The sequence below is a fragment of the Actinoplanes sichuanensis genome, from assembly GCF_033097365.1.
In the GTDB taxonomy this organism is placed as follows: domain Bacteria; phylum Actinomycetota; class Actinomycetes; order Mycobacteriales; family Micromonosporaceae; genus Actinoplanes; species Actinoplanes sichuanensis.
This window is the reverse complement of sequence record NZ_AP028461.1, coordinates 8,816,412-8,842,983: the sequence shown is the minus strand read 5'-3', so window position 1 is coordinate 8,842,983 and position 26,572 is coordinate 8,816,412. Positions and strand designations below refer to the sequence as shown.

Sequence of the window (26,572 nt, the reverse complement as noted above, 5' to 3'; positions counted from 1 at the left end):
AATTGACCAATGCCTGGTCAGCAGCGCCGAGGCGGCGGGTCCGGCGGTAACACCGAGGGTGGCAACCGCAGGGACAACCGTCGCGAGGGCGGCCGCGGCAACGCGCCCGTCGAGAAGACCCCGCACCTGGAGCGGGTCGTCGCGATCAACCGTGTCGCGAAGGTCGTCAAGGGTGGTCGTCGCTTCAGCTTCACCGCCCTGGTGATCGTCGGCGACGGTGACGGCACCGTCGGTATCGGCTACGGAAAGGCCAAGGAGGTGCCCGCGGCGATCGCCAAGGGCGTCGAGGAGGCCAAGAAGCACTTCTTCAAGGTCCCGCGGATCGGTGCGACCATTCCGCACCCGATCACGGGTGAGGCTGCCGCGGGTGTCGTCCTGCTCAAGCCGGCTTCCGCTGGTACCGGTGTCATCGCCGGTGGTCCGGTGCGTGCCGTGCTGGAGTGCGCCGGTATCCACGACATCCTGTCGAAGAGCCTCGGCTCGTCGAACCCGATCAACATCGTGCACGCGACTGTGGCCGCTCTGAAGGGCCTCGAGTCCCCGGAGATGGTCGCGAAGCGTCGCGGTCTGCCGGTCGAGGACGTCGCGCCGGCGGCCATGCTTGCAGCGCGTGCGGAAGCGGCGGTGCACTGATGGCACGCTTGAAGGTCACCCAGATCCGGTCCGGGATCGGCCGTAAGCAGAACCAGCGGGACTCCCTGCGGTCGCTCGGCCTGAAGCGGATCAACGATGTGGTGGTCAAGGAGGACCGCCCCGAGATTCGGGGCATGATCTTCGCGGTGAACCACCTCGTCACTGTCGAGGAGGTCGAGTAAATGGCGATCAAGGTTCACCACCTGCGCCCGGCGCCCGGTGCGAAGACCGCCAAGACCCGCGTGGGTCGTGGTGAGGGTTCCAAGGGCAAGACCGCCGGCCGCGGTACCAAGGGCACCGGTGCACGTAAGAACACCCCGGCGTCGTTCGAGGGTGGGCAGATGCCCATCCACATGCGCCTGCCGAAGGTGAAGGGTCTGGGCAACCGGCCCCGCAACAAGGTCGTCTTCCAGGTCGTGAACCTGGACCGGCTCGCCGAGCTGTTCCCCAACGGCGGCTCGGTCGGTCCGGCGGAGCTGGTCGAGGCCGGCGCCGTCCGGAAGAACCAGCCGGTCAAGGTGCTGGGCTCGGGCGAGCTGGGCGGCGTCGCGCTGACCATCTCGGCGCACGCGTTCAGCGAGTCGGCCAAGGAGAAGATCGCGGCCGCGGGTGGCTCTGTCACCGAGCTGTAAGTCGGTCGCTGTGCGGCCACCTGGTGGTTGACACGCGCTGAAGAATGCCCGCAGGACATTGTCCTGCGGGCATTCTTTGTTGCGGCTCATCCTTTTCTTTGCGCTTTCGGAAGTGCATTCTGCTCGCCCCCGTCAGCCGCTCCCAGGCGTATTCTTCAGCCTATTCAGGTCGGGTCTAAGGGCTGATGAAGAGCCTCGTGAACGGTGCTGTGCCGGCTCTGGAAAGACCGTCAGTGGATGCCCCTGAGCTGTGGAAAAACGGTTCGGATCAGGGTTCCGGAAAAGTCACCGATCGGGCGCTGTCGGCTTGTTGACACGCAATTCGATCAGACGTCGGTGCGGCGATCGATCCCAGCCCCGGCCGGGGCGCCGCGCTGCTTTCGGGAATGGCGAACTCGGCTGGCCCGCGCAGTCGTTCACGAGTTTCGGCGGCGCGGTGGACCCGCGTCACGAGAGCGTGGGTGCCCCACGTATCGCGTTCGATGTGCCCGTGCTCGGTATGGTCGGCGGTCGCGTGCGGCTAGGCCGCCAACAGACTTAAGATATCGAATGTCATTACATTCGTAACTAAAAGGACCTGGGACGACGTCTTCGGCTCGGCGGGAGCGGTGCCCGGCCGGCGATCCCGGTTGCTCGGCGGGCTATTCTCAGGCGCTGTCGACGTCGTACACACCCGTGCTTGGCTGGGCCTTCGCTCGGCCGCCCCGGGGCTGGACCGGTCGGCTTAAGCTATGTCGGGAGCCCGCGCACCGGTACCGATCGTCGCGTGACGGTGCTCGTCGATGCCTCATCCGCGTAGCGTCTGGTCAACTGAATCTAGCGATGGCAGTGTCCTGGGGGGCGGCGCAACTCCGGCGGCTGATACAGTGCTCGGCTGGCGGCCAAATCTGGCTGTCCGGTATTTGGTGCCCTTGTTCTGGGCGCGGGGCCGCCGCGGTCTGACTCGGCAAGCATGCAGGAGGATCAGTTGTTGTCCGCCTTCACGAGTGCGCTTCGGACGCCTGACCTGCGGAAGAAGCTGCTCTTTACGGTAGCGATCGTTGGGATCTACCGTCTCGGTGCCACATTGCCCAGCCCCGGTGTGTCCTACGCCAACGTCCGGGCTTGCCTCGAAGTCGCCAAGTCCGACACGAGCGGCATCCTGAATCTCCTGAACCTGTTCTCCGGCGGCGCGCTGTTGCAGCTGTCCGTCTTCGCGCTGGGCATCATGCCCTACATCACCGCGTCGATCATCCTGCAGCTGCTGACCGTGGTCATCCCGCGTCTGGAGCAGCTCCGCAAGGAGGGTCAGAGCGGCCAGGCGAAGATCACGCAGTACACCCGCTACCTGACGCTCGGTCTGGCCGTTCTGCAGGCCTCGGCGTTCGTGGCGCTCGCCCGGACCGGTCAGCTGTTCAACGGTCTGTGCGACCAGGACGACCCGACCTACCAGATCATCCCCGAGGGCACCGGCATCCCGATGTGGCTCACGCTGAGCATCCTCGTGATGACGATGACCGCCGGTACCGGCATGGTCATGTGGCTCGGCGAGCTCATCACCGACCGGGGCGTCGGCAACGGCATGTCCGTCCTGATCTTCACCTCGATCGCGGCTCGCCTGCCCGGTGAGGGCTGGAGCATCAAGGAGTCGACCAGCACCGGCAAGTTCATGCTGGTGATCGGCCTGGTCGTGGTCATCATCGCGCTGGTGGTCTTCATCGAGCAGGCGCAGCGCCGGATCCCGGTCCAGTACGCGAAGCGCATGATCGGCCGGCGGATGTACGGCGGCACCTCCACCTACATCCCGCTGAAGGTCAACCAGGCGGGTGTCGTCCCGGTCATCTTCGCGTCGTCGCTGCTCTACCTGCCGCAGCTGTACTTGCAGTTCTTCGACAAGAACAACTACAAGCCGTACCAGGTCTGGATCCAGAACCACCTGGCCGACCCGGTCAGCCCGCTGTACATCGGCGTGATGTTCCTGCTGATCATCTTCTTCACGTACTTCTACGTGTCGATCACGTTCAACCCGACCGAGGTCGCGGAGAACATGAAGAAGTACGGTGGGTTCGTGCCGGGTATCCGCCCGGGCAAGCCGACCGCCGACTACCTGGACTTCATCCTCAGCCGGATCACCCTGCCGGGCGCCCTGTACCTTGGCTTGATCTCGGTTCTGCCGAACTTCTTCTTCATCTGGCTGAATCAGTCGCAGTACCAGAACTTCCCGTTCGGTGGTACCGCAGTGCTGATCATGGTGGGTGTGGGTCTGGAGACGGTCAAGCAGATCGAGAGCCAACTCATGCAGCGGAACTACGAAGGGTTCCTCCGGTAGTGGGTACGCAGGGCCGGGGGGCTCTGGCGTCTACGGTGGGCGTGGTTCTTCCTGACCGAAGCGAGGCGATGTAGGTGCGGCTGGTACTGGTGGGCCCTCCGGGGGCCGGCAAGGGGACCCAGGCTGAGTTCATCGCCGCCCATCTCGCCGTACCGAAGATCTCGACCGGGGACATCTTCCGGGCGAACGTGTCGCAGGGGACGCCGCTGGGCGTCGAGGCCAAGCGCTACATGGACGCCGGGCAGCTGGTCCCGGACGAGGTCACCATCAACATGGTCCGGGATCGGCTCGCCGAGCCGGACGCCGGCGACGGCTTCCTGCTGGACGGCTTCCCACGGACCGTGCCGCAGGCGTCGGCGCTGGACAAGCTGCTGGCCGACCTGGGCACCGCGCTGGACCTGGTGATGGAGCTCGTGGTCGACGACGACGAGGTCATCCGTCGGCTGTCCGGCCGCCGGACCTGTCGTGGTTGCGGAAAGATCTGGCACGTCGAGTTCGACCCGACGAGCAAGGAGAACATCTGCGACCGCTGTGGCAGCGAGCTGTTCCAGCGTGACGACGACAAGGCCGAGACCATCGGTAACCGCCTCGTCGAGTACGCGGACAAGACGGCGCCCCTGGTCGACTTCTACGGCGCTCAGGGCAAGCTGGTGGGCATCGACGCCACCGGGCCGGTCGAGGACGTCACCGTCCGCGCGATCGACGCCCTACGGTCGTACGGCGGCTGATTCCGCCCCCCAATAGTCGGACCGACGCCGCCCCGGGTGCATCCCGGGGCGGCGGCATATTTGAGACCCAGAGAGTTAGGCTCACCGCCATGCGCCGCCAAGAGCTGAACATCCAGCTGAAGACTCCCGAGCAGATCGAGTTGATGCGGGCGGCCGGCCTGGTCGTCGCGGCGGCGCTGGACGCGATGCGCGCGGCGATCGCCCCCGGCGTCTCCACTGCGGACCTGGACGCGATCGCTGAGAAGGTGATCCGTGACGCGGGTGCGGTGCCGTCCTTCAAGGGCTATCACGGCTTCCCGGCGTCGATCTGCGCTTCGGTGAACGAGCAGGTCGTGCACGGCATCCCGAGCGCCACCCAGGTGCTGCGTGAGGGTGACCTGATCTCGCTGGACTGTGGCGCGATCCTGGACGGCTGGCACGGCGACTCGGCGATCACCGTCGGCGTGGGCGAGACCGACCCGGCGCTGCTGAGGATGGCCGAGGTCGCCGAGGACGCGATGTGGGCCGGGATCGCGGCGGCGGCCCGGGGCATCCTCAACGGCCGGGGCAAGCAGACCGACATCTCGTTCAACATCGAGCGGTCGATCCGCAAGGCCGGGCGGTACGGGATCGTGGACGGCTACGGCGGCCACGGCATCGGCACCGAGATGCACCAGGACCCGCACATCCTCAACCACGGGAAGCCGGGTCGCGGCATCAAGCTCCAGTCGGGCCTGGCCCTGGCCATCGAGCCGATGATCACGATGGGTTCGCCGCGGACCGTCGAGCTGGAGGACGGCTGGACGGTGGTGACCCGGGACAACTCGTTCGCGGCGCACGTCGAGCACACGATGGCGCTGCTGCCGGACGGGGTGTGGGTCACCACGGCACCGGACGGCGGACGGGCCCGTCTGGGCGAGCTGGTCACCGCTCGTCAGCCATAGGCGTCGATGGTGTCGTCCTGCCATGCTGATGCGCATGGTGCACGAGGGGATGCGGGCTGGCGACGGTGACCGCGAAACGGTTGCCGAACAGCTGAAACAGGCGCTCGACCAGGGTCGGCTGGATCTGAGCGAGTATGACGAGCGGGTCCAGAAGGCGTATGCGGCGAAGACGTACGGTGACCTGGAGGGCCTGCTCGCCGACCTTCCCGGCACGGTCCCGGTGGAGAAGGCCCAGGTGGAGCCGCACCGCAACGCCGTAGCGCCGGAGCCGGAGAATCGCCGCCGGCCGGGCCGGTCGGCGTTTCCGGGGATGCTCGGGGTCTTCCTGGTCTGCGTCGTGGTCTGGGCGATGAGCAGCCTCGGCTCGGGGGAGTGGCACTACTTCTGGCCGGGCTGGGTGCTGATCCCCGTGGTGTGGGCACTTGTGGCGCACTTCAGAGACCGGGGCAATCGAGGCCACTGAGACGGATATGGTCGAGTTGTCCGGTCAGAACACGCCCGACAGCGGGTTACGGAACCCTCGGTTTGGCGTCGCTGTTACGGGCGCGTAGACTGGCTCGCTGGCGCGTAGCGTCCACTCCTTCATGTCCTCAAGCGCTTCGAGGACACGCGGGAGCCGCGGCTGGTTCGGGCCCCATCGTGGGCCCGGATGTGACGTTGCGCAAGCCTGCCCTAAGAACCCGATGTCAGGTAGCGGAGGACATGCCTAAGAAAGACGGAGCCATCGAGATCGAAGGCCGAGTGATCGAGCCTCTACCGAACGCCATGTTCCGAGTGGAGCTCGCCAATGGTCACAGGGTCCTGGCACACATCTCCGGGAAGATGCGTCAGCACTACATCCGTATCCTTCCCGAGGACAGGGTCGTCGTCGAGCTTTCGCCGTACGACCTGACCCGTGGGCGAATCGTCTACCGCTACAAGTAAGCGGGTCGCGGGGAATCACCAATCCCGTCTGACTGAGAGTTAAGGCAAACCGTGAAGGTCAAGCCGAGCGTCAAGCGGATCTGCAACAACTGCCGGGTCATCCGGCGGCACGGCCGGGTCATGGTCATCTGCTCGACCGACCCGCGCCACAAGCAGCGCCAGGGCTGAGTCCCGCGCCGCAAGGATCCGCACCACTGAACAAGCTCGTCCCGGCCGTGGGTAACCGCGGCTGTACCCCCGGTCGGAGGCCGGGGCCCGTCTTTGCAGACGGGATGGGTCGGGCACAGACCTCCGGGATCACGAACGAGGAGTACCGCCAGTAATGGCTCGTCTCGTCGGCGTCGATCTCCCCCGCGAGAAGCGGTTGGAGATCGCGCTCACCTACATCTACGGCATCGGGCGTACCCGTGCCGTGGAGACACTGACTGCTACCGCGATTGACCTGAACAAGCGCGCCAAGGACCTCACGGAAGAGGAGCTGGTTCAGCTCCGCGACTACATCGAGGCCAACTTCAAGGTTGAGGGCGACCTGCGCCGCGAGGTCGCTGCGGACATCCGCCGCAAGGTTGAGATCGGTTGCTACGCCGGTATCCGCCACCGCAAGGGCCTGCCCGTGCGTGGTCAGCGGACCCGGACCAACGCTCGTACCCGTAAGGGTCCGAAGCGGACGGTCGCCGGTAAGAAGAAGCCCGGTCGGAAGTAATAGGAGCGCACTGACTTATGCCACCGAAGGCACGCGCTGGGGCCGCAGTAAAGAAGGTCCGGCGCAAGGAACGCAAGAACGTCGCCCACGGGCAGGCGCACATCAAGAGCACCTTCAACAACACCATCGTGTCGATCACCGACCCGACCGGTGCGGTCATCTCCTGGGCCTCTTCCGGCCAGGTGGGCTTCAAGGGCTCCCGCAAGTCGACCCCCTTCGCCGCGCAGCTCGCTGCCGAGGCGGCCGCCCGTCGTGCCATGGAGCACGGCATGCGCAAGGTCGACGTTTTCGTCAAGGGTCCGGGCTCCGGCCGGGAGACCGCCATCCGTTCGCTGCAGGCCGCCGGCCTCGAGGTCGGTCAGATCTCCGACGTCACGCCGCAGCCGCACAACGGTTGCCGCCCGCCGAAGCGTCGCCGGGTCTGAGGGGGATACAGAGATGGCTCGTTACACAGGTGCGGACTGCAAGCGCTGCCGCCGCGAGAAGATGAAGCTGTTCCTCAAGGGCAGCAAGTGCGATGGGCCGAAGTGCCCGTTCGAGTCGCGTCCCTTCCCGCCCGGCCAGCACGGCCGTGGTCGGACCAAGGAGACCGAGTACCTGCTCCAGCACCGCGAGAAGCAGAAGGCCCGTCGCGTGTACGGCGTGCTCGAGAAGCAGTTCCGCGGTTACTACGAGGAGGCTGTCACCAAGCCCGGCAAGACCGGTGAGGTGCTGCTGCAGATCCTCGAGTCGCGTCTCGACAACGTCGTCTACCGGGCCGGCTACGCCGCGTCCCGTGACGCCGCCCGCCAGCTGGTCAAGCACGGCCACTTCCTGGTGAACGGCGTCAAGGTCGACATCCCGTCGTACCGCGTCCGGGACAAGGACATCGTCACGCTGCGGGAGAAGTCGAAGGAGCTCACGCCCTTCGTCGTCGCCCAGGCCCAGGCCGGCTCGAAGCCGGTTCCGGCGTGGCTGGAGCCGATCCCGAGCGAGATGAAGATCCTGATCCACTCGCTCCCGGCCCGCGCTGTCATCGACACGCAGGTCCAGGAGCAGCTGATCGTCGAGCTCTACTCGAAGTAACGAATCGCCCGGCGCTTACCAAGGCGCCGGGCGACTCCGACGGCCATCAAATAGCGGGTGGCCTGACAGAAAGAAGAACAGCGTGCTCATCAGCCAGCGGCCGACCCTCTCGGAGGAGTCGCTCAGCGAGACCCGGTCCCGGTTCACCATCGAACCGCTGGAGCCGGGCTTCGGCTACACCCTCGGTAACTCTCTGCGGCGGACCCTGCTGTCGTCCATCCCGGGCGCGGCGGTCACCAGCATCAAGATCGACGGCGTGCTGCACGAGTTCACCACGATCCCCGGTGTCAAGGAGGACGTGGTCGAGCTCGTCATGAACGTCAAGGAGCTCACCGTCAGCTCCGAGCACGACGAGCCGGTCAGCATGTACCTGCGCAAGCAGGGCCCGGGCGACGTCACCGCCGGTGACATCCAGCCCCCGGCCGGTGTGTCCGTGCACAACCCCGATCTGAAGCTGGCGACCCTGAACAGCAAGGGCCGGCTGGACATGGAGCTGACCGTCGAGCGCGGTCGTGGCTACGTCACCGCGGCGCAGAACAAGAACGCCGGCGCCGAGATCGGCCGTATCCCGGTCGACTCGATCTACTCGCCGGTGCTCAAGGTCACCTACCGCGTCGAGGCGACCCGTGTCGAGCAGCGCACCGACTTCGACCGCCTGATCATCGACGTCGAGTCGAAGGCGTCGATCTCCCCCCGGACCGCGCTGGCCTCGGCCGGCTCGACCCTCGTGGAACTCTTCGGCCTCTGCCGTGAGCTCGACGAGACCGCCGAGGGCATCGACATCGGCCCGTCGCCGCAGGACGCGCAGCTCGCTGCCGACCTGGCCCTGCCGATTGAGGAGCTGGACCTCACCGTCCGGTCGTACAACTGCCTCAAGCGCGAGGGCATCAACAGCGTGGGCGAGTTGATAGGGCGTACGGAGGCCGACCTTCTGGACATCCGGAACTTCGGCCAGAAGTCGATCGACGAGGTCAAGATGAAGCTCGCCGGGATGGGCCTGGGCCTGAAGGACAGCGCGCCGTCCTTCGACCCCGCGCACGTGGTCGACTCGTTCGGCGACGTGGACTACGACACCGACGACTACCGCGAGACCGAGCAGCTCTAAGAGCTCGGCTGCGCCCCATTTCAAGGAGCAATTGAAATGCCCACGCCCACCAAGGGTGCCCGCCTCGGCGGCAGCCCGGCCCACGAGAAGCTCATCCTGGCCAACCTGGCCACTGAGCTCTTCCGGCACGGGAAGATCAAGACCACCGAGTCGAAGGCCAGGCGGCTGCGTCCGCTGGCTGAGCAGCTCGTCACGAAGGCCAAGCGCGGCGACCTGCACGCCCGTCGCCGGGTGCTGGCCACCGTGAAGGACAAGGACGTCGTGTACGCCCTGTTCGAGCAGATCGCTCCGCGGTACTCCAACCGCCCCGGTGGGTACACCCGGATCACCAAGATCGGCCCGCGCAAGGGTGACGCCGCTCCGATGGCCGTCATCGAGCTGGTCGAGGAGCTGCAGGTCGCGGCCAACACCGGCCCGTCCAAGGAGGCCCGCAAGGCCGCCGCGCAGCAGGCCAAGGTCGAGGCTCTCGCCCCCGAGGACGAGACCCCGGTCGCCGCCGCCAAGGCCGACGACGTCCAGGACGACCAGGACGCCGAGGCTCCGGTGAGCGCCTCCGGTGACAAGCCCGGCGACAAGGCCGAGGGCGAAGACACCGACAAGGCCTGATCCACACGGATCGGATCCACCACGGGCGAGGCCCGGCATCCTTCGGGGTGCCGGGCCTCGGCCATATCTGGAGAGAGCATGGACACCATTCGGCTGCGCCTGGACGTGTCGTATGACGGCACCGACTTCTCCGGCTGGGCGGCTCAACCGGGTCGCCGTACCGTCGCCGGGGTCTTGATCGAGGCCTTCGCCCGGTTGATCGGGGCCGAGACGCCGCTCGGGCTGACCGTCGCCGGGCGAACCGACGCCGGGGTGCACGCCACCGGACAGGTCTGCCACGTCGATCTGCCGGTGGAACGCTGGACCGAGCTGGACGGCTCGCTGCTGCGGCGGCTCGCCGCGGTGCTGCCGGCGGACGCCCGGGTGCGGGCGATCACGCCGGTGCCGGACACCTTCGACGCGCGATTCTCGGCGACCTTCCGGCGGTACGAATACCGCGTCACCGATGCACAGTGGGGACCGGAGCCGCTGCGCCGACACGACACGCTGGGCTGGATGCGGCCGCTCGACCTGGACCGGCTCAACGTCGCCGCGGCCGGGCTGGTCGGGGAACACGACTTCGCCGCGTTCTGCAAGCGCAAGGAGCACGCGACCACGATCCGGGCGATCAACCGGCTGGACTGGCGGCGCGACCCGGACGGGGTCTGTGTGGCGACCGTGCAGGCGGACGCGTTCTGCCAGGCCATGGTCCGCAGCCTGGTCGGAGCGATGCTGACCGTCGGGGACGGCCGGCGGCAGCCGGAGTGGCCGGCCAAGCTGCTCACCATGCGCGAACGGTCGAGTGAGGTGATGGTCGCCGCAGCGCACGGGCTCACGCTGGTCGCGGTCGGCTACCCGGACGAGGCCGAGTACGCGGCCCGGGCCGACGCCACCAGGCGCCTGCGCGCCTGAACGCCCGGCGTCACGACGCTCGGCGGATCAGGACCGTGTCGTGCAGGTGGGTGTCGAGGATGTCGTGGGCGAGCTGGGCCACCTGCGGGGCGTCCGGGGCGACCAGCTCGCCGGACGGGCCGGTGATCACGCAGTACATGACGTAGTGGCCGCGGGTACGCCACAGGACCGGGGTACCCGGGCCGGTCGCCGAGCCGGACATGTCGGTGAAGCTGCCGTCCCCGGTCTCCACCAGGTAGCGGACCTGGTCGCCGACGGCCATCGCGCTCGTCGTGTCGGGCAGGTTCAGCAGACCCGCGGTGATCCGGTAGTCGGCGTACGGGACGGTCAGAGCGGCCCGGACCGCCTGCGAGCAGCCGTACCGCTGAAGGGTGGTGCGTAGGGCGCCGCCGGCCGCGAGGGAACAGTCGACGGTGAGGTCGGATCGGGTGACGCCGAAGGCGGTGCCGCCCGCGGGGAACACCTCGTCCGCGCGCAGCGGCGCCGGATCCACCTCGCGCGTCGCGATCCGCGCGTCGACCTCGGCCGACGCGAGCTGGGCCGGGGACCGGCGATCGTCGGCGACGATGAGGACACCCAGCATCACCACGATGCCGAGCACGATCAGGCCGGCCAGGCCCCGGGTGAACAGATGGGTGGTCAACGGCTCGCGCCGCAGGTGCCGCCGGGACCGGCGTCGATGCTGGCCACGGGCGGGAAATCGGATCGGGAGGGGCAGACCGCCCGCCGGTGCGGCGCGGTGGGCGGAGCGCGTCGGGGTGACGTACCGCATGGGCTCAAGCTAGGCGCGCACGCTGATCTATGAACGCACACGGTGTCCGCCACCCCGGCGAGGTGCTCGCCGGGGCGCGGCGCGACACTTGTCGGGTGACCGCCGACCACTACTTCACCGCCGATCCCGACGCGCCCCTGCGCCGTGGCGAGATCGAGTTCACCGTTGCCGGCCGCGACTACCGGCTGGCCGTGGCCTCCGGGGTCTTCTCGGCCGGCCGTCTCGACCCGGGCACCGCCGTGCTGCTGCGCAAGGCCGGGCTGCCCGACAGCCGGGCCGAGGGTGCGTTCCTCGACCTCGGGTGTGGCTATGGCCCGATCGCCTGTGTGCTGGCCACTGAGGCCCCTCAGGTGACCGTCTACGCGGTCGACGTCAACTCCCGGGCCCGTGATCTGGCGGTGGAGAACGCCGGTCGGCTCGGCCTCGGCGAACGGGTGCTGGTCCGGGCACCGGACGAGGTGCCGGCGGACGTGACGTTCGCGGAGATCTGGAGCAACCCGCCCACCCACATCGGTAAGGCCGAACTGCACACCCTCTTGGAGCGCTGGTTGCCCCGGCTCGCGCCCGGCGGCACGGCCTGGTTGGTGATCAACCGCAACCTCGGTGGTGACTCGCTGCACACCTGGCTGGTCGGTCTCGGCTGGACCGTCGAGCGGACGGCCAGCCAGAAGGGGTTCCGGGTCCTGCGGGTCACCGGAAAATCGGCTGACTGAACGCATCACTGACAGGGAGGATGCCGCCATGGGTTACGTGGATGTCGCCGGCGCCGGTTTTGTGCTCCCGGACGGGCGGGAGCTGTTCGCCGACGTGTCGTTCCGGGTCGGCGAGGGGCAGAAGGTCGCGCTCGTCGGTCCCAACGGGGCGGGTAAGACCACGCTGATGCGCATGGTGGCCGGTGACATACCGACCCAGAGCGGCACCATCGCGCGGGCCGGAGGGCTCGGAGTGATGCGCCAGTTCATCGGCATGATCGGCGACGACCGTACCCTCGAAGATCTTGCTCTGTCGCTCGTCTCACCCGCGTTGCGCGAGGCCGGCGAGCGGTTGCGGGCGGCTGCCGCGGCCCTCGGCGAGACCGAGAAGACCCAGATCGCGTACGCCAACGCGCTCGCGCACTGGGGTGAGGTCGGTGGGTACGACGCCGAGGTGCTCTTCGACACGGTGACGGTCGCCATCCTCGGCAAGCCGTGGGAGGAGGCTCGCACCCGGATCGTGCGGACCCTCTCCGGTGGTGAGCAGAAACGGTTCGCCCTCGATCTGCTGCTGCGCGGCAACGACGAGGTACTGCTGCTCGACGAGCCGGACAACTTCCTCGACGTGCCGGCCAAACGCTGGCTGGAGCAACGGCTGCGCGAGTCGAACAAGTCGGTGCTCTACGTCTCACACGATCGCGAGTTGCTGGCCGAGACCGCGAGCCGGGTCGTCGCCGTCGAGGGTGGCGGCGCCTGGACCCATCCGGGCGGGTTCGCCTCCTGGCACGAGGCTCGGATGAACCGGCACGAGCGGATGGAGGAGCTGCGCCGCCGCTGGGACGAGGAGCACGAGAAGATCAAGGAACTGGTCTTCATGCTCAAGAACAAGGCCGCCTACAACGACGGCCTGGCCTCCCGCTATCAGGCCGCGCAGACTCGGCTCCGCAAGTTCGAGGAGGCCGGCCCGCCGCCGCTGCCACCGAAGGACCAGGCCGTCAAGATGAACCTGCGCGGTGGCCGCACCGGCAAGCGCGCGGTCATCTGTGAACAGCTCGAACTCGAGAACCTGACGTTCCCGTTCGACCTGGAGATCTGGTATGGCGACCGGGTCGCCGTGCTCGGCGCGAACGGCACCGGCAAGTCGCACTTCCTGCGCCTGCTCGCGGCCGGCGGCACCGACCCCGACCTGGAACACCGGCCCGTCGACGGGGCGCCGCTCGCGAAGGTCTCGCACGACGGCAAGGCACGGCTCGGGGCGCGGGTCCGGCCCGGCCACTTCTCGCAGACCCACGACCGGCCGGAACTCGTCGAGAAGACCCTCGTCGAGATCCTCTGGCGCGGTGACGAGCATCGGTCCGGACAGGACCGGGCCGGTGCCATGAAGCACCTCAACCGGTACGAGCTGGCCGCCCAGGGCGACCAGCGGTTCGGCACCCTCTCCGGTGGGCAGCAGGCGCGGTTCCTGGTGCTCCTGCTCGAATTGTCCGGGGCGACGGTGCTGCTCCTCGACGAGCCGACCGACAACCTGGACCTCGCCTCCGCCGAAGCGCTCGAGGAAGGACTGAAGGCGTTTGACGGTACGGTGATCGCGGTCACCCACGATCGGTGGTTCACCAGGTCTTTCGATCGCTTCGTGCTGTTCAGAGGGGACGGAGAAGTGGTCGAGGTTCCCGAGCCGGTCTGGGACGTCCGCTAGTTTTCTCGTCACGGACCGGTTAGGGTCCGGTTACAGACACAACCCACGGGAGTCCGGGCACCGGGCTGAGAGGGGGGCTGATGCGGCCCCCGACCGTCGAACCTGATCCGGGTAATGCCGGCGCAGGGAGGAGTTCTCCATGGGCGCATCCTTCCCCCGTATCCACGTCATAACCGATGACATCGACGTTGTTCGCGGTGTCGCCGGGCTTCCCGACGTGGCCGTCCAGATCAGAGTCAAGAGCAACGACGCTTCGGCGTACGCGTTGACCTGCGCCGCGATTGCGGTGTGCCGACCGGCCGGCACGATCGTGCTGGTCAACGACCGGGTCGGGGTCGCCCTCGCGGCTCAGGCGGACGGCGTACACCTCGGGGCCGACGACCTGCCGGTGTCCGCCGGACGCCGCGTCCTCGGCCCGACCGCGATCGTCGGCGCGACCTGCCGTGACCCCCGAGCGGCGCGAGCCGCCGTCGACGCCGGGGCGAGCTATCTCGGCGTCGGACCGGCCTTCCCCACGTCCACTAAGGACGGACTGCCGCCACCACTCGGGCCGGCCGCGATCGCGGCCGTCGCCGACGCGGTGCCGGGCACTCCGGTTCTGGCGATCGGCGGTATCACCGCGGAACGGGTGCCGCAGCTCGCGGTGCACGGGGTCGCGGCTGTCTCCGCCTTCGCGGCGGATCCGAAGGGGGCGGTCGCGGAATTCCTGGCGGTCCTGCCGTGAACCGCGATCTCGCAGCCTCTTCCGCCGCCGGCCCCGACGCGGTCCCCGACCGTGCCCCGACTCCTGACCCCGTTGCCGGCACCGACGGCGCCTCGACCCCCCTCTCTGCCGCGCCTCGCCGGATCGCGGTCGTCGGCGGCGGGATCATCGGGCTCGCCATCGCAGCGGAGTTGTCGGGCCGCGGCGCCGACGTCGTCGTTTACGAGTCGGCGCCGGACGGGACGGGCGGAGCCTGGCATGTCGCGGCCGGGATGCTCGCACCCGGTGGGGAGTCGGCCTTCGAGTATCCGCACCTCACCCGGCTGTTGGAAGCCGGGCAGGAGCTGTGGCCCTCGTTTGCGGCGGGCCTCGGAGACGTCGGCTACGACAGGACGGGGACGCTTTCGCTGGCGTTGACGGCGGATGACGTGGCCGAGGCGGCGAGGGAGTGGAAGCACCAGAAGTTGACGCCGCTGACCGGTTCGCAGGTGCGTGATCTCGAGGCGGCGATCTCACCTCGGGTTCGGGCGGGGGCGTTCGCGGCTGCTGAGCATCAGGTCGACCCGCGCAAGGTCGTCGCGGTTCTCCGGGATCGGTTGGCGGGCCGGATCATCACTCGCGAGATAACGGATCTATCCGAACTGGACGCTGACGGTGGGAGCGGGACGGGCGCTTCGGCAGGCCGGCCCGACGTGATCATCGTGGCCGCCGGGCATCGGACCGGGGCGCTCACCGGGCTGCCGATCCGGCCGGTCAAAGGGCAGGTGCTTCGGCTGCGCGGCGAACCCGGCCTGCTCGAGCACGTGATCGACGGCGCTGCCGACGGGCGGCACGTGTACCTGGTCCCGCGGGCCGACGGTGAGGTCGTGGTCGGCGCCACCCAGGAGGAACGTGCCGACCGGATGCCCACCGCCGCCGGTGTCCACGACCTGTTGCGCGCCGCCCTCGATCTGGTGCCGGGTCTGGCCGAACACGAACTCGCCGAGGTCACCGTCGGACACCGGCCGGGTACCCCGGACAACGCACCGATCCTCGGGTATCTCGACGACGACCGCCGCGTGGTGGTCGCGGCCGGACACTTCCGCAACGGCATCCTGCTCGCCCCGATCACCGCACGACTCATCGCCGACCTGGTGCTCACCGGCTCGGCCGATCCGATTCTCGACGCGTTCGGTCCCGGGAGGTTCCGATGAAACTGACGATCAACGGCCAGGCCCAGAGCCGGTCCGGTACCTGTTCGGTCGCGACCCTGGTCGCGGAGATCATCGCCGCCCAGCGTGGGGTGGCGGTCGCGGTCAACGGCACCGTGGTTCCACGTTCGACCTGGTCGGAGGTGGACCTCGTGGACGGCGACCGGATCGAGGTGCTCACCGCCGCGCAGGGAGGTTGACATGACGTTACTTCCGGAGAACGGGCTGATCCTCGGCACCGGCGGGGCGAACAGCCTCACCGCGCTGGAGGAGGCCATCGCCGCGTCCGAGTCGACCCTGGTCACGGTGGCGCTGCGGCGGGTGGACGCGGCCGGGCCGGGTCTGCTGCCGATGCTGGACCGGCTCGGGGTGCGGGTGCTGCCGAACACGGCCGGCTGCTACACCGCCGGTGACGCGGTCAAGACGGCGCAGATGGCGCGGGAGGCCTTCGAGACGGATCTGATCAAGCTCGAGGTCATCGGGGACGAACGGACCCTGCTGCCGGACGGGATCGAACTCCTGCGAGCGGCCGAGGTACTCGTCGCCGATGGGTTCGTCGTTCTGCCGTACACCAGTGATGATCCGATCCTGGCCCGACGCCTCGCCGACGCCGGATGTACCGCGGTGATGCCGGCGGGGTCGCCGATCGGTTCCGGCCTGGGGATCTCCAATCCGCACCACATCGAGTTGATCGTGCAGAGCGTGGACGTGCCGGTGGTGCTCGACGCGGGTATCGGCACCGCCTCGGACGCGGCGCTCGCGATGGAGCTCGGCTGTGACGCGGTTCTCATCGCCAGCGCGATCACCCGGGCCGACGATCCGGTGGCGATGGCCACGGCGATGCGGCACGCGGTCACGGCCGGCCGGCTCGCCCGCTCGGCCGGGCGCATCCCACGGCGGTTCCATGCGGTCGCGTCCACCGCCGACGACGGCATCGCGCAATGGTGACCCCGGGCGGGCTCGTCGTGCTCACCGATCGGCGGTCCGCATCCGGTTCGCTGATCGAGGTGGTCCGGGCGGCGGTCCGCGGCGGCGCCGCGTGGGTCATTCTCCGCGAGAGGGATCTTTCGTACGGCGATCGTGCGGCCCTGGCCACGAGGCTCCGGTCGGTCGTCCCGGCGCATCGGTTGATCATCGCGGGGCCGGATCCGCTCGGTGGGGAGGCCGTGCATCTGTCCGGTTCTGATCCCCTCCCGTCCGGGGTTCCGCTGATCGGGCGTTCGTGGCACGGCACCGAGGATCTGTCGGGTGTGGACTACGTGACGGTGTCCCCGATCCACCCGACCTCGTCGAAGCCGGGGTACGGGCCGGCGCTCGGGGTCACGGGGGCCGCCGAGCTGCGCGCGCCCGTACCCTGGCTGGCTCTCGGTGGTATCGAGACCCCCGCGCAGGCGGCTGAGTGTGCAGCGGCCGGCGCGGCCGGAATCGCCGTGATGGGTGCCCTGATGCGTTCCCCGGACCCCGAAGGCACCACCCGCGATCTGTCCTCCGCCTTCCACAAGGCAGCCGGCTCTCACGGCTGTGTCACGTCGCTTCGGACAGCTCCAGCGACCAGCCGGGGTTTGGTGGCTGGTGGGGCGCCGGGGCTTGGGGGTGGGCGGTGACTCCTCCGGTGGTGTTGACGATTGCCGGGTCGGACTCCGGGGGCGGGGCCGGGATTCAGGCGGACCTGAAGACGTTTGCCGCGCTCGGGGCGTTCGGGACGTCGGTGATCACGGCCATCACGGCGCAGAACACGCTCGGCGTCACGGCCATTCACCCCGTACCCGTCGATGTTGTCGCTGCTCAGCTTGATGCCGTGCTGTCGGATCTGCCGGTGGCCGCGGTCAAGGTCGGGATGATCTCGGATCCGGCGGTGGCGAAGCTGATCGCGTCGCGTGTGGACGATCTGCCCAACCTGGTCGTCGACCCGGTTCTGGTGGCCACCGCGGGCAGCCGGCTGGGGGAGGCTGCGGTTGTCGGGGTGCTTACGGCGTACCCCTGCGTGTTGACTCCGAACCGGCACGAAGCCGGCGCCCTCCTGGGGCGGCGAGTGGAGACCACCGAGGAGATGATCTCGGCGGCGGCCGAGCTGGCGGCCCTCGGGCCGCGCGCCGTCGTGGTGACCGGAAGTGAGCTGGCGCTGGACGTCCTGCATGTCGCGGGGGAGACGACGCTGTTGCGCGGCGAGCCGGTCGTGACCGGAAACAACCATGGCTCGGGGTGCACGTTCTCGTCCGCGATCGCGGTCCGGCTGGCGGCCGGTGACCAGGTGCCGGACGCGGTGGCGGCGGCCAAGGATTACGTCAACCGGGGGCTGCGCGGCGGCAGCTCCTGGCGGCTCGGCGCCGGGCCGGGCCCGCTGGACCACTTCGGGTGGTCCATCTAGATCCCCGGCGGTACGGCCGGTGGCTCAATGCTGCCGTCCGTCGCCGGTTTTATCCAACTTTGGGGAGGAATGGTCATGCGGCGCAAGGTCTACGTGGAAGGTCCCCGCCCGGACATCCGGGTGCCGTTCACCGAGGTGGTGCTGACCGGCGACAACCCGCCGGTACGCCTGTACGACACGTCCGGTCCCGGCAGTGAACCCTCGGCCGGGCTGCCCCCGCTGCGGAAACCGTGGCAGACCGGGCGGACCCAGCTCGCCTCCGCGCGCGCCGGGATCATCACGCCGGAGATGGAGTACGTCGCCATCCGCGAGGGAGTCCCGGCCACCCTCGTGCGCGACGAGATCGCCGCGGGACGGGCCGTGCTGCCCGCCAACATCAATCACCCCGAATCCGAACCCATGATCATCGGCTCGCGGTTCCTGGTGAAGGTCAACGCCAACATCGGCACCTCGGCGGTCACCTCGTCGATCGACGAAGAGGTCGAAAAACTCACCTGGGCCACCCAGTGGGGCGCGGACACCGTGATGGACCTGTCCACCGGACCGCACATCCACGAGACCCGGGAGGCGATCGTACGGAACTCGCCCGTCCCGATCGGCACGGTGCCGCTCTATCAGGCGCTCGAGAAGGTCAAGGGTGACCCGCTTCGTCTCAGCTGGGAGATCTTCCGGGAGACCGTCATCGAGCAGGCGCTCCAGGGCGTGGACTACATGACGATCCACGCGGGTGTGCTGCTCGAATACGTGCCGATGGCCGCTGAGCGGGTCACCGGGATCGTCTCCCGCGGCGGGTCGATCATGGCGGCGTGGTGCCTCGCCGAGCACCGGGAGAACTTCCTCTACACCCACTTCCGGGAGCTGTGCGAGATCTTCCGGGAGTACGACATCACGTTCTCCCTCGGCGACGGGCTCCGTCCCGGATCGATCGCCGACGCCAACGACGAAGCCCAGTTCGCGGAGCTGCGCACCCTCGGCGAACTCACCCATATCGCGTGGGAGTACGACGTCCAGGTGATGGTCGAGGGGCCCGGGCACGTACCCATGCACAAGATCAAAGAGAACGTGGATCTGCAGGTTTCACTGTGTGGCGGGGCGCCGTTCTACACGCTCGGGCCGCTCGCGACCGACATCGCGCCCGCCTACGACCACATCACCTCGGCCATCGGAGCCGCCATGATCGGGTGGTTCGGGACGGCGATGCTCTGCTACGTCACGCCCAAGGAACACCTCGGGCTGCCCAATAAGGAAGACGTCAAAGCCGGGATGATCGCCTACAAGATCGCGGCCCACGCGGCGGACATCGCCAAGGGGCATCCGGGTGCTCAAGAGTGGGATGACGCGCTGTCCCGGGCCCGGTTCGACTTCCGGTGGGAGGACCAGTTCGAGTTGGCGCTGGACCCGGCCACCGCGCGGTCTTACCACGATGAGACGTTGCCGGCGGCGCCCGCCAAGACGGCGCATTTCTGCTCCATGTGCGGGCCGAAGTTCTGCTCCATGAAGATCAGCCACGAGATCCGGGCGGCCGGCATGAAGGCCAAGTCGACGGAGTTCGTGGACGCCGGTGGACGGGTCTACCTGCCGGTTACGCCTACCGCCTAGGACGACGATTCGGCGCCGTTGTCGCTCTCGCCGTCGTTGCGGTCGCCGGGCGGGCGCGTGGATCTTGCGCGAAACTCCACATCTGATTTGATATGGCGAACTTTTCAGTTCTGGTCGGTATTGGCCCGCAAGGTCCGCACAGCCAAGTGGATCTTGCGGCCGATTCGCTGCTGGGAAGAATTCGGCAAGGTCGTAGAGGCGGGGAGAATCGTGCAAGATCCGCTCGGCCCTCGGCTGCCTGTGCAGGTCAAGCTTCCGGCTCGTCTTCAGGGTCTGGAGGGCTCGGGGCGCGCTTCGCCGCCGGCAGGAAGTCGTAGATGGGTTCGCGCTTCGGCTCGGGCTGAGCCTCGGGTTCCGGCTCTGGCGTGGTGATGGGGCGGTTGCGGTCGGCCAGGTCCTTCATTGCCTCGCGCGCCTCGTTGGCCGGGGCGTCGGGAATTACTGCGGTCGGTTGCTCGACGGGCTCGTCCGCCGACGCGGGTCGGTCTGCGGTGGGTGGCTCGTCCATGGCCGGCTGCGGGGAGCGACGCGAGCGGCCCTTTCGGCGGCTGGTCCGCTGCTGACTCCGCGAAGGCCGGGAATCCGTCGCCTCGGGCCGGGCCGTCTCCGGTGCTGTGGTGGATTCCGCCTGGGTGGTTTCGGTCATAGCCGACGGTTCTAGCCGGATCGCTTCCGGAGCGGGTTCGGGTTCGATGCCCTCTGGACCCGCGGGTTCGGTCGGCGCAGGCTCGGCCACAGTGCTTTCGGATTCGGTCGTTGGTCGTCCGGGCCCGAGGGCGGTGGCATCTGGTTCTACCGTTGACTGTCCGGGCGCGGCGGTCTGGGCCTTCGGACCCGTCGTTGAATGTTCGGGCTTGGCGGCGTGGCCGACTGGTTCTGCGGCTTCCGCGCCCGGTGAGGGGGTGATCACCTTCGCCTGAGCGACGGGGTGCTCCGTTTCGGCCGCATCTCGGTCCGGGTCCTCGGTCCCGGCCGTAACCTGGCCCCGCTCGAAGGGGAGTAAATCCGCCTCGACTTTTAGTCCTTCCGGGTGCGCGGACGATGTGTCCTCGGGTATGTGCGTTTCCGGTGGGATGGCGAGCGCCGCCGGGTCCTGTTCCGGCTGCCCGGAATCGGACGTAGATTCTGGCGACGTCTTCAGTTCGGGTTCGGCGGCCAGACTGGTGCCGGATTTGTCAGTGGTCGACCCAGGCAGGGGAGTGCTGGCGGAGGCTTCGTCCGTCGGAACCCGTTCCGGCTGCAGATCCATCGCTTCGACAATGGCCTCGGCGGTAACGCCGGTCCCGGGACTCTGGGCGGCATCGGTGGTCACATCCGGCCCACCTGCTTCGAGACCGCCGGCGTCGAAGGCCGATTGCGTCGGCTCGTCGGGGGAGAACGCGATTTCGGATGCCGCCGTCATGGCTGCCTCGGGAGCGGGAGCGCTGGGGGTCTTCGCCTGTGCGCGGGTGCGTTTCGCGGGGGCTTTCGCCGGAGCGCGTTTCGTGGGGGCAGCCTTCGTGGCGGTCGTCTTCGCGGCGGCCTTGGCGGCTGCGGTACGAGAGGCGCGTTTGCGGGGCGCCGTCTTGTTCACCGGGGCGCCTTCGAGCCTGGCAGGGTCTTCGGCTTCCCGCAGATCGGCTTGCAATTCTGGTGGCGTCTCGGGAACCGGCGGCAGTTGCAGAGGCGGTACAGTCCCGGCCCCGGGGGCGACCCGCCCCGAGGGAGAGGAGGCGGCCGGCTGCCTCTCAACCTTCGCCGGGACGACCGGAACCAAGTTCGGCTCGATCCGATACCGGTAGAGGATGCCTTCATCCCGAACCACGAAGTCGTCCGCACCATCAGGCCGAGTCCAGGTGAGGATCAGTTGCCCGTATTTCTCAGCAAGCTTCACCAGCGCCGGGAAGGTATCGACAACGACGACAGGCTTACCAGGAGGGCTGGCCATCGGCTCCACCGGAACGATCAGGTGTGGGTAGCGGCGCTGGATCTGGGTGCGAGTTCGCAAGGGCACGTGCCCCAGCGCCATCCATGCCACGATTCCGGCTCCGGCCAATGCAGCGAGGATCAGATAGACGGCATACTTCCGAGCAGAGGCCGCGGTGACCAGGTCGTAGCCGAAGGCGCCGATCTGACGATCCTGAATCCTGCTGCCTACCGAGGCGCTCGATTGATCCACCACTAGTGACTGTGGGCCGCTGGTGAGCGTGAGGAGAAGCGGAGAAACGTTCAGGGAGATCTGCGGCTCGAAGACGGTACCGTCGTTGTGCTCTACGCGAGCGGTGATCGCGAGGGTAGTTCCGGTCATATCTGCCCCGATCGCCGTGCCGGCGGCTGCAATGCGCTGATCGATGGCTTCAAGATTGATTTGAACCGTCCCGGTATATCGGTCAGTCATGAACTGTTGTGGCTGGGACAACTGAAGGGTCTTGTGCCAGCCGTTTTGGGCCGCGAGGCGACCGGTAACCTCGATCCGGCCTGCCTCTCCCCGATAGTTCAGGTGGAGATCGATCAGCCCGGCAAGTTTCCGAAATACCGGATCCGGTGAGTAGACGGTCGTTCCGTCGTAGGCCGCAGAGTGCGGTACTTCGGCAGAGTAGGCGAAGGTCATCGATTCGCCGGGTCTTCCAGTTCCCGTAACGATCTCGGTGACCGGCTTAATCCATCCAAGTGAGCCGAGTGCGAGGCCTAGGACGCCACACACAACGGTGACTGCGGCTAACACTCGAAGGGCGGGGTGTAGACGGCTGACCGCCTTGAACACGGCCGCTGCGGTTGCCCAAGAGCCGCCTCCGCCAGACATGCCCTTCACTCTCTTCCTGCTGCGACCACGCAGTATGTCGCGCCTCGACTTGGCGCGGGCCGCTCCACCACTGACGAACAAGAAGCCGAGCATCCCCAGCCCGGTAGGACTGAGCAGGGGCTGGATCCAGGTGCCAGCCTTGGGGATATGCAGGACGGCACGTCCGATCAATTCATCGGACTTGGGCTGGGCATGGTCGATCGACTTGTTGTTGTCCCCTTGCAAGACAAACCCAGTATCGGCACTGCCGCCGATGATCCGGTGCAAGACTTCTACGCCGTCCGTGCCATCGTATGCGGCAATCTGTCCCACCTCGTATGAATCGAACTTGAGGAGGATTACGAGATCGCCAGCGTGGTACGTGGGTTGCATGCTGATGCCGTGGGTTACGACATATGACAGTTGTTCAGTTTTGATGCCCCACGCACCGATGGCCGCCGTCGCAAGGACGGCGGCCATGACTAGACGACGAATCGACGGGCGAATGTTGACTCCGTCAAACGATGAGTCGGGTGGGTCTCGACGAGACCCACCCGAACCGAGGCTCGTTATTCAGCCTCTCATGAAACCTGAACGGCGACGTTGGTAAGCGCCGTGAAGTAGGCGCTGCTGCCATCGGCATTGCACTGCCACGTGTTGGTGGTGCGAACGCAAGTGGGCGTGGCATCGGTGGCGTTGGTTACATCACCCGTGACCGTGACCACGACCGTGGGCTGCGGGCTCGTTGACAGGGCAGCGCCGGCGTCGTCCATGAGGTTGAAGTGCAGGCCGGTGATCTTGTTCGGGTCGGAGCCGTCGAAGTCAAATGCAAAGGAGGACATGACCGCACCCTTGACGCCGAGCGAAGCCTTTCCGCCGACGAAGGTGGACGCAGGCGCCCCACTAAGGCCTGAAGCGGTGAAGGCGGTGGAACCGGCGGCGACGGCGCCGGCGACGGCGACGCCGCCCAGCAGCTGGATCATGTTGCGCATATGTGTGTCTCCCCTTGGTCGGTAGCCCAGCCGGCCTCGTGGGCCCTGTGGCTTTGCGTCCCCGGCTTGCGACGGGTTTGCGTTTGTCGGCCGAGCGGGTGCTCGTTGCTTGCGCCAGTTGTTTCGGTCGGGGAGGGGGCCTGCTGATGGTTCGGGGGACGGTTTTTCGCGGGACTTTCAGGATTTCGCTGCCTTAGATCAGCGGCGGTGTTATGCGGTTGCCGGTTGGTTGCGGGGAACGGGCAGCCATGCGGTAACAGCCACAAACGCAAGCGCGGCGGTCGTCGGGGGACGGCCGCCGCGCGTACAGAAGAAGAGGGTTTAAAGCTTGTAGAAGGTCACGTAGTGGTCGGGGGTGAAGTAGGCGACCCGGGTGCTGCGGTTGACCACGATGCGGTAGGCGTCGCGGGAAGCGCCTCGGGCGCGGGAGTAGACGTCGTATTCGCTGTATGTGGCGGTGGGGAGCTGGCCCTCGCGGTTGTAGAACTGGCCGCCGGTGTAGTTGTAGTTGCCGTAGGGCCAGGAGTACCAGCCGGCCGACGTGGGCCAGCCGAGGGACTGCCAGCCGGTGAAAGCGGTACGCGCGGCCGAACAGCGACTGATCGTGCAGGTGCTGTAGACGGCCGCCTGAGCCGCGTCGGTCGACGTCGGTGACACGACCGCGGGGGCGATGAGGGCGGTCCCGGAGAGGGCCAGGACCAGGGCCAGGCCGGAGAAGAACCGGCCGATGCGGGTGATCATGTTCGGACTCCCGATGTTCGGTGGGGGATGAACCCGGACATCGACAATCGTCACTTCTTTGAGTGCTTCGCGGTACCTCCCGATCCCATCATTCCATCGGCGTTTGCCGATGTTTTACGGCGGCGAAACTCCGGCGGCAGGGCTCTGGCCAGGAGTTCACGACGATGCAACCGGGGGAGAGGGCGGCGGCAACGTCGATGTGACGCGGTGGGCGGCGGCAGGTGATGACGAAGGCCCGGACACGTGATCGTGTCCGGGCCTTCGACGTTTCTGGTCAGGCTCCGCCGAGGCCGTTGACCCAGTTGACGTACTCGTCTTCCTTGCGGCCCTGCGCGCTGGGCGCGGTGGGCGGTGGCGCGATCGGCGTCGGCTGGGGCAGTGGGGCGCTGATCGGCGTCGGCTCCGGGGTCAGCGGGGCCCGCTGTGCGACCCGCGGGTGTTCGGCGGTGTCGATTCCGGTGCGTGGGCCGGGCTGGGTGGCGGCGAAACCGTTGAATGATCCGGTGTCGCCGGTCAGTGCCGGCGACGGCGAGGCGGGCTGTGGCTCGGGGGGCTGTTTACGCGTACGCCATCCGCGTCGCAGACCGCCTGAGGCCTTGGCGGGCGCCTGCTGCTGTTGCCCGGAGAAACGTGGCTCCGCGGAAGCCTGGCTGTAGGAGCCGGGGGGATAGACGGTGGCCGGCGCGACACCGCCGGGCAGGGGTGCCGGGGGATGGGTGACGGCCGGTGCGACGCCGCCCGCGGAAGGAGTCGGAGGGTAGGCGGTGGCCGGCGTGGCGCCGCCCGGTAGGGGCGCCGGGGGGTACGCGGCGAACCCGGACGGGGCCGAGCTGCTCAGGTCCTGCAGCGGGTGTGGGCGCTCGGCGACCGCCACTGGGAGGACGCCGGTGTCCGAAGGACGCAGCTCGTTTTCCGGGCGGCGGGCCGCGACCGCCGCGGCCTGCGCGATGGCGGACTGCACGGGTACGTCCCGGCGGGGCAGCGTGGCCCGACCGGAGGCGGTGACGGGTCCCGGCTCGGGCTTGGCGTCGGTGGGTGTGTCGGCGACCGGGGTCTCCGGCTCAGGGGCCCGGGCCGGCTCAGGTGTGCTGCGGATGATGGCGGCCAGCACCGAGCCGAGCACGCCGGCGCCGGCCGCGGTCATCGCACCCCAGTAGGGGTCGAGGCGGAAGCCGCCGGCCGCGGCGGGGCCGGCGATCAGATAAGCCACGGTCAGCAGTGCCGGACCGGCGAGTCCACTGAGGGCCACGGTGATCGTCGGCATCTTTCGGCCGCGGGCGACCCATCCGACGATCAGCCCGGCCAGCAGCGCGATGACCGGCATGGTGGCGAACTGGGTGTGCTCGACGACCGCGCCGGGGATCAGGTCGCCTTCGAGGACGCCGAGACGGGCGGCGTCCTGGGTGCGGCCGGGCAGCAGGGACGGCGCGAGCGAGATCAGGGCGACGGACCAGACGGCGACGGTCAGGGTGGCGACGCTCCAGCGGGCGACGGCGCGGGCCGCCGCGGCGTAACCGGCGAAGATGCCGGTGGCCGCGCCCAGGCCGGCGCAGATGCCGATGACCAGGACCGGCTGCACGCCGGCGATCTGGGCGGCGCGGGCCGGTTGCATGGTCAGCGGTAGTACCGCGAGGGCGCCGAGACCCGCCGCCAGGCCCATCCCGAGTGCGCCGCCGGCGCTGACCGGGCGCGCTGACCAGCGGGGACGCAGGCCGGTCGCGACCACGGCACCGATGGCGGCGGCGGTCATGGTGATCCATGCGACCCAGGCCAGTTGCGCTGTCCATTGGTCACGCTGAGTGAGTTCCAAAGTCTGGTCGAGCCGCACCATGCCCAGCCCGTAGGCGATGCCGAGTTGACCGGCCCCGACAACCGCGGCCGCCATGGTGGTGGCGGCCAGCAGCTTCAGCCAGCTCCGAAATGCCATGGTGGGCACGTTACGGAATGTTCCACATGATGCGCCAGTCCGGGGTCGTCTTCTTAAGGCAGCCTAAAGTCGCGTGCGTCTATGATCGACGTTCATCGATCAAAAATCGGTCACTTACGGTGACTTGCGGGCAACTCCCGAGCGACTTGCCAACTGTTGAGTCCAGAGTGGACACTGTCGCGCACGGACAACGAGTCCGTCATGTCACGCCAAACCTTGTCAACGTGTTCATCGAGGTCGCGGGACAGAACTCCCACATAGTGGTTGGAATCCTGATGGTGTCCGGTGATCATGACCTCACGGACGGTTGTGCGTGACGTATTCGTGCACGTCAACACCGGGCGAGTTGACGCCGGGCGAAGTCGCGCGCACTTATCACCCGGACAGCGGAGCCTTTTACAGGAGGATCCAGACTTCCCAAAAGGCCTGGCGTTCTGATGAAATCGCCGCCGTGCCGGAAACGGCGCGGGCCTTGCTGCGGCCATCGGACGGGGCCGGACCGCGGCCCGGAAGGGGCCGCCTCCCGCCGTGGCGCGGAGTGGGGACGACCGTGAAGGAGATGTCGTGAGCACGGGATCCTCGCCCCTGGCTGCGCGACGGGGCCTACGGAGTC

The 26,572-nt window shown here is 68.0% G+C and carries 29 protein-coding genes and 2 riboswitches; of the genes, 24 read left to right on the top strand and 5 right to left on the bottom strand.

The window, feature by feature from the left end; translation table 11 throughout:
- Positions 1-9 precede the first annotated feature (9 nt).
- From rpsE to truA, 15 genes are all read left to right on the top strand, one after another.
- On the top strand, positions 10-633 hold the full coding sequence (gene rpsE / locus Q0Z83_RS40535; RefSeq protein WP_106315548.1) for a 30S ribosomal protein S5: 624 nt from the start codon (positions 10-12) through the stop codon (positions 631-633).
- Positions 633-815, top strand: coding sequence for a 50S ribosomal protein L30 (rpmD, locus tag Q0Z83_RS40530; RefSeq protein WP_043531070.1), 183 nt, complete (start codon positions 633-635; stop codon positions 813-815). Before rpsE ends, rpmD begins: the two co-directional genes overlap by 1 nt.
- Positions 816-1,265 (top strand): 50S ribosomal protein L15, encoded by a 450-nt coding sequence (rplO, locus tag Q0Z83_RS40525; RefSeq protein ID WP_317788686.1) that lies wholly within the window; start codon positions 816-818, stop codon positions 1,263-1,265.
- A gap of 967 nt (positions 1,266-2,232) precedes the next feature.
- On the top strand, positions 2,233-3,573 hold the full coding sequence (gene secY / locus Q0Z83_RS40520; protein WP_317788684.1) for a preprotein translocase subunit SecY: 1,341 nt from the start codon (positions 2,233-2,235) through the stop codon (positions 3,571-3,573).
- A 74-nt stretch (positions 3,574-3,647) separates the two neighbouring features.
- Complete coding sequence (locus tag Q0Z83_RS40515) at positions 3,648-4,301, top strand: adenylate kinase (protein WP_317788683.1); 654 nt, start codon at positions 3,648-3,650, stop codon at positions 4,299-4,301.
- Positions 4,302-4,390: 89 nt separating this feature from the next.
- Positions 4,391-5,224 carry a type I methionyl aminopeptidase gene (map, locus tag Q0Z83_RS40510; RefSeq protein WP_317788682.1) on the top strand — a complete coding sequence of 278 codons (834 nt, stop codon included), beginning with the start codon at positions 4,391-4,393 and terminating at the stop codon, positions 5,222-5,224.
- 22 nt (positions 5,225-5,246) lie between these two features.
- Complete coding sequence (locus tag Q0Z83_RS40505) at positions 5,247-5,687, top strand: DUF1707 SHOCT-like domain-containing protein (RefSeq protein ID WP_317788681.1); 441 nt, start codon at positions 5,247-5,249, stop codon at positions 5,685-5,687.
- A gap of 239 nt (positions 5,688-5,926) precedes the next feature.
- Entirely contained in the window at positions 5,927-6,148 is a 222-nt protein-coding gene (gene infA, locus Q0Z83_RS40500) for a translation initiation factor IF-1 (protein ID WP_018347787.1), read from the top strand.
- 51 nt (positions 6,149-6,199) lie between these two features.
- Complete coding sequence (gene rpmJ / locus Q0Z83_RS40495) at positions 6,200-6,316, top strand: 50S ribosomal protein L36 (RefSeq protein WP_014440745.1); 117 nt, start codon at positions 6,200-6,202, stop codon at positions 6,314-6,316.
- A gap of 154 nt (positions 6,317-6,470) precedes the next feature.
- Positions 6,471-6,851 (top strand): 30S ribosomal protein S13, encoded by a 381-nt coding sequence (rpsM, locus tag Q0Z83_RS40490; protein ID WP_317788680.1) that lies wholly within the window; start codon positions 6,471-6,473, stop codon positions 6,849-6,851.
- A 17-nt stretch (positions 6,852-6,868) separates the two neighbouring features.
- On the top strand, positions 6,869-7,276 hold the full coding sequence (gene rpsK / locus Q0Z83_RS40485) for a 30S ribosomal protein S11 (protein WP_014440747.1): 408 nt from the start codon (positions 6,869-6,871) through the stop codon (positions 7,274-7,276).
- A gap of 13 nt (positions 7,277-7,289) precedes the next feature.
- On the top strand, positions 7,290-7,916 hold the full coding sequence (rpsD, locus tag Q0Z83_RS40480; RefSeq protein WP_093618744.1) for a 30S ribosomal protein S4: 627 nt from the start codon (positions 7,290-7,292) through the stop codon (positions 7,914-7,916).
- An 82-nt stretch (positions 7,917-7,998) separates the two neighbouring features.
- The gene (locus tag Q0Z83_RS40475; protein WP_093618743.1) at positions 7,999-9,021 is read left to right on the top strand and encodes a DNA-directed RNA polymerase subunit alpha; all 1,023 of its coding nucleotides are present in this window, start codon (positions 7,999-8,001) and stop codon (positions 9,019-9,021) included.
- Between the two features lie 36 nt (positions 9,022-9,057).
- Positions 9,058-9,627, top strand: coding sequence for a 50S ribosomal protein L17 (gene rplQ, locus Q0Z83_RS40470; protein WP_317788678.1), 570 nt, complete (start codon positions 9,058-9,060; stop codon positions 9,625-9,627).
- Positions 9,628-9,705: 78 nt separating this feature from the next.
- Entirely contained in the window at positions 9,706-10,518 is an 813-nt protein-coding gene (gene truA, locus Q0Z83_RS40465) for a tRNA pseudouridine(38-40) synthase TruA (protein WP_317788677.1), read from the top strand.
- A gap of 10 nt (positions 10,519-10,528) precedes the next feature.
- On the opposite strand, the gene Q0Z83_RS40460 is transcribed toward truA, so the two are convergent.
- On the bottom strand, positions 10,529-11,290 hold the full coding sequence (locus Q0Z83_RS40460; RefSeq protein ID WP_317788676.1) for a hypothetical protein: 762 nt from the start codon (positions 11,288-11,290) through the stop codon (positions 10,529-10,531).
- Between the two features lie 95 nt (positions 11,291-11,385).
- Here Q0Z83_RS40460 and Q0Z83_RS40455 point away from each other — a divergent pair, with 95 nt between their 5' ends.
- The 9 genes from Q0Z83_RS40455 (at position 11,386) to thiC (ending at position 19,538) form a co-directional block, all read left to right on the top strand.
- Positions 11,386-12,003 carry a class I SAM-dependent methyltransferase gene (locus Q0Z83_RS40455; protein ID WP_317797250.1) on the top strand — a complete coding sequence of 206 codons (618 nt, stop codon included), beginning with the start codon at positions 11,386-11,388 and terminating at the stop codon, positions 12,001-12,003.
- 28 nt (positions 12,004-12,031) lie between these two features.
- Entirely contained in the window at positions 12,032-13,678 is a 1,647-nt protein-coding gene (locus Q0Z83_RS40450) for an ABC-F family ATP-binding cassette domain-containing protein (RefSeq protein WP_317788675.1), read from the top strand.
- Between the two features lie 35 nt (positions 13,679-13,713).
- A riboswitch (TPP riboswitch) is annotated at positions 13,714-13,824 on the top strand.
- The gene (locus Q0Z83_RS40445) at positions 13,818-14,402 is read left to right on the top strand and encodes a thiamine phosphate synthase (protein WP_317788674.1); all 585 of its coding nucleotides are present in this window, start codon (positions 13,818-13,820) and stop codon (positions 14,400-14,402) included. (Overlaps the previous riboswitch by 7 nt.)
- Positions 14,399-15,574: a glycine oxidase ThiO gene (gene thiO / locus Q0Z83_RS40440; protein WP_317788673.1), complete on the top strand. Its 1,176-nt coding sequence runs from the start codon at positions 14,399-14,401 to the stop codon at positions 15,572-15,574. Before Q0Z83_RS40445 ends, thiO begins: the two co-directional genes overlap by 4 nt.
- Positions 15,571-15,771, top strand: coding sequence for a sulfur carrier protein ThiS (gene thiS, locus Q0Z83_RS40435; RefSeq protein WP_317788672.1), 201 nt, complete (start codon positions 15,571-15,573; stop codon positions 15,769-15,771). Before thiO ends, thiS begins: the two co-directional genes overlap by 4 nt.
- A gap of 1 nt (position 15,772) precedes the next feature.
- Entirely contained in the window at positions 15,773-16,519 is a 747-nt protein-coding gene (locus Q0Z83_RS40430; protein WP_317788671.1) for a thiazole synthase, read from the top strand.
- Entirely contained in the window at positions 16,513-17,175 is a 663-nt protein-coding gene (locus Q0Z83_RS40425; RefSeq protein ID WP_317788670.1) for a thiamine phosphate synthase, read from the top strand. Before Q0Z83_RS40430 ends, Q0Z83_RS40425 begins: the two co-directional genes overlap by 7 nt.
- Positions 17,172-17,939 (top strand): bifunctional hydroxymethylpyrimidine kinase/phosphomethylpyrimidine kinase, encoded by a 768-nt coding sequence (gene thiD, locus Q0Z83_RS40420; protein ID WP_317788669.1) that lies wholly within the window; start codon positions 17,172-17,174, stop codon positions 17,937-17,939. The genes Q0Z83_RS40425 and thiD overlap by 4 nt, the downstream gene beginning before the upstream one ends.
- Positions 17,940-18,008: 69 nt before the next feature.
- Complete coding sequence (gene thiC / locus Q0Z83_RS40415; protein ID WP_317797249.1) at positions 18,009-19,538, top strand: phosphomethylpyrimidine synthase ThiC; 1,530 nt, start codon at positions 18,009-18,011, stop codon at positions 19,536-19,538.
- Positions 19,539-19,785: 247 nt separating this feature from the next.
- On the opposite strand, the gene Q0Z83_RS40410 is transcribed toward thiC, so the two are convergent.
- The 4 genes from Q0Z83_RS40410 to Q0Z83_RS40395 all read right to left on the bottom strand — a co-directional run bounded on the left by Q0Z83_RS40410 (position 19,786) and on the right by Q0Z83_RS40395 (position 25,959).
- A complete protein-coding gene (locus Q0Z83_RS40410) occupies positions 19,786-22,779 on the bottom strand; it encodes a DUF5305 family protein (protein WP_317788668.1) in 2,994 nt (997 codons plus the stop codon).
- 101 nt (positions 22,780-22,880) lie between these two features.
- Complete coding sequence (locus Q0Z83_RS40405) at positions 22,881-23,291, bottom strand: hypothetical protein (RefSeq protein ID WP_317788667.1); 411 nt, start codon at positions 23,289-23,291, stop codon at positions 22,881-22,883.
- 17 nt (positions 23,292-23,308) lie between these two features.
- Positions 23,309-23,383, bottom strand: a riboswitch (cyclic di-GMP riboswitch).
- A gap of 229 nt (positions 23,384-23,612) precedes the next feature.
- Positions 23,613-24,032: a ribonuclease domain-containing protein gene (locus Q0Z83_RS40400; protein ID WP_317788666.1), complete on the bottom strand. Its 420-nt coding sequence runs from the start codon at positions 24,030-24,032 to the stop codon at positions 23,613-23,615.
- A 274-nt stretch (positions 24,033-24,306) separates the two neighbouring features.
- Positions 24,307-25,959, bottom strand: coding sequence for a hypothetical protein (locus Q0Z83_RS40395; RefSeq protein ID WP_317788665.1), 1,653 nt, complete (start codon positions 25,957-25,959; stop codon positions 24,307-24,309).
- Between the last annotated feature and the right edge of the window lie 613 nt (positions 25,960-26,572).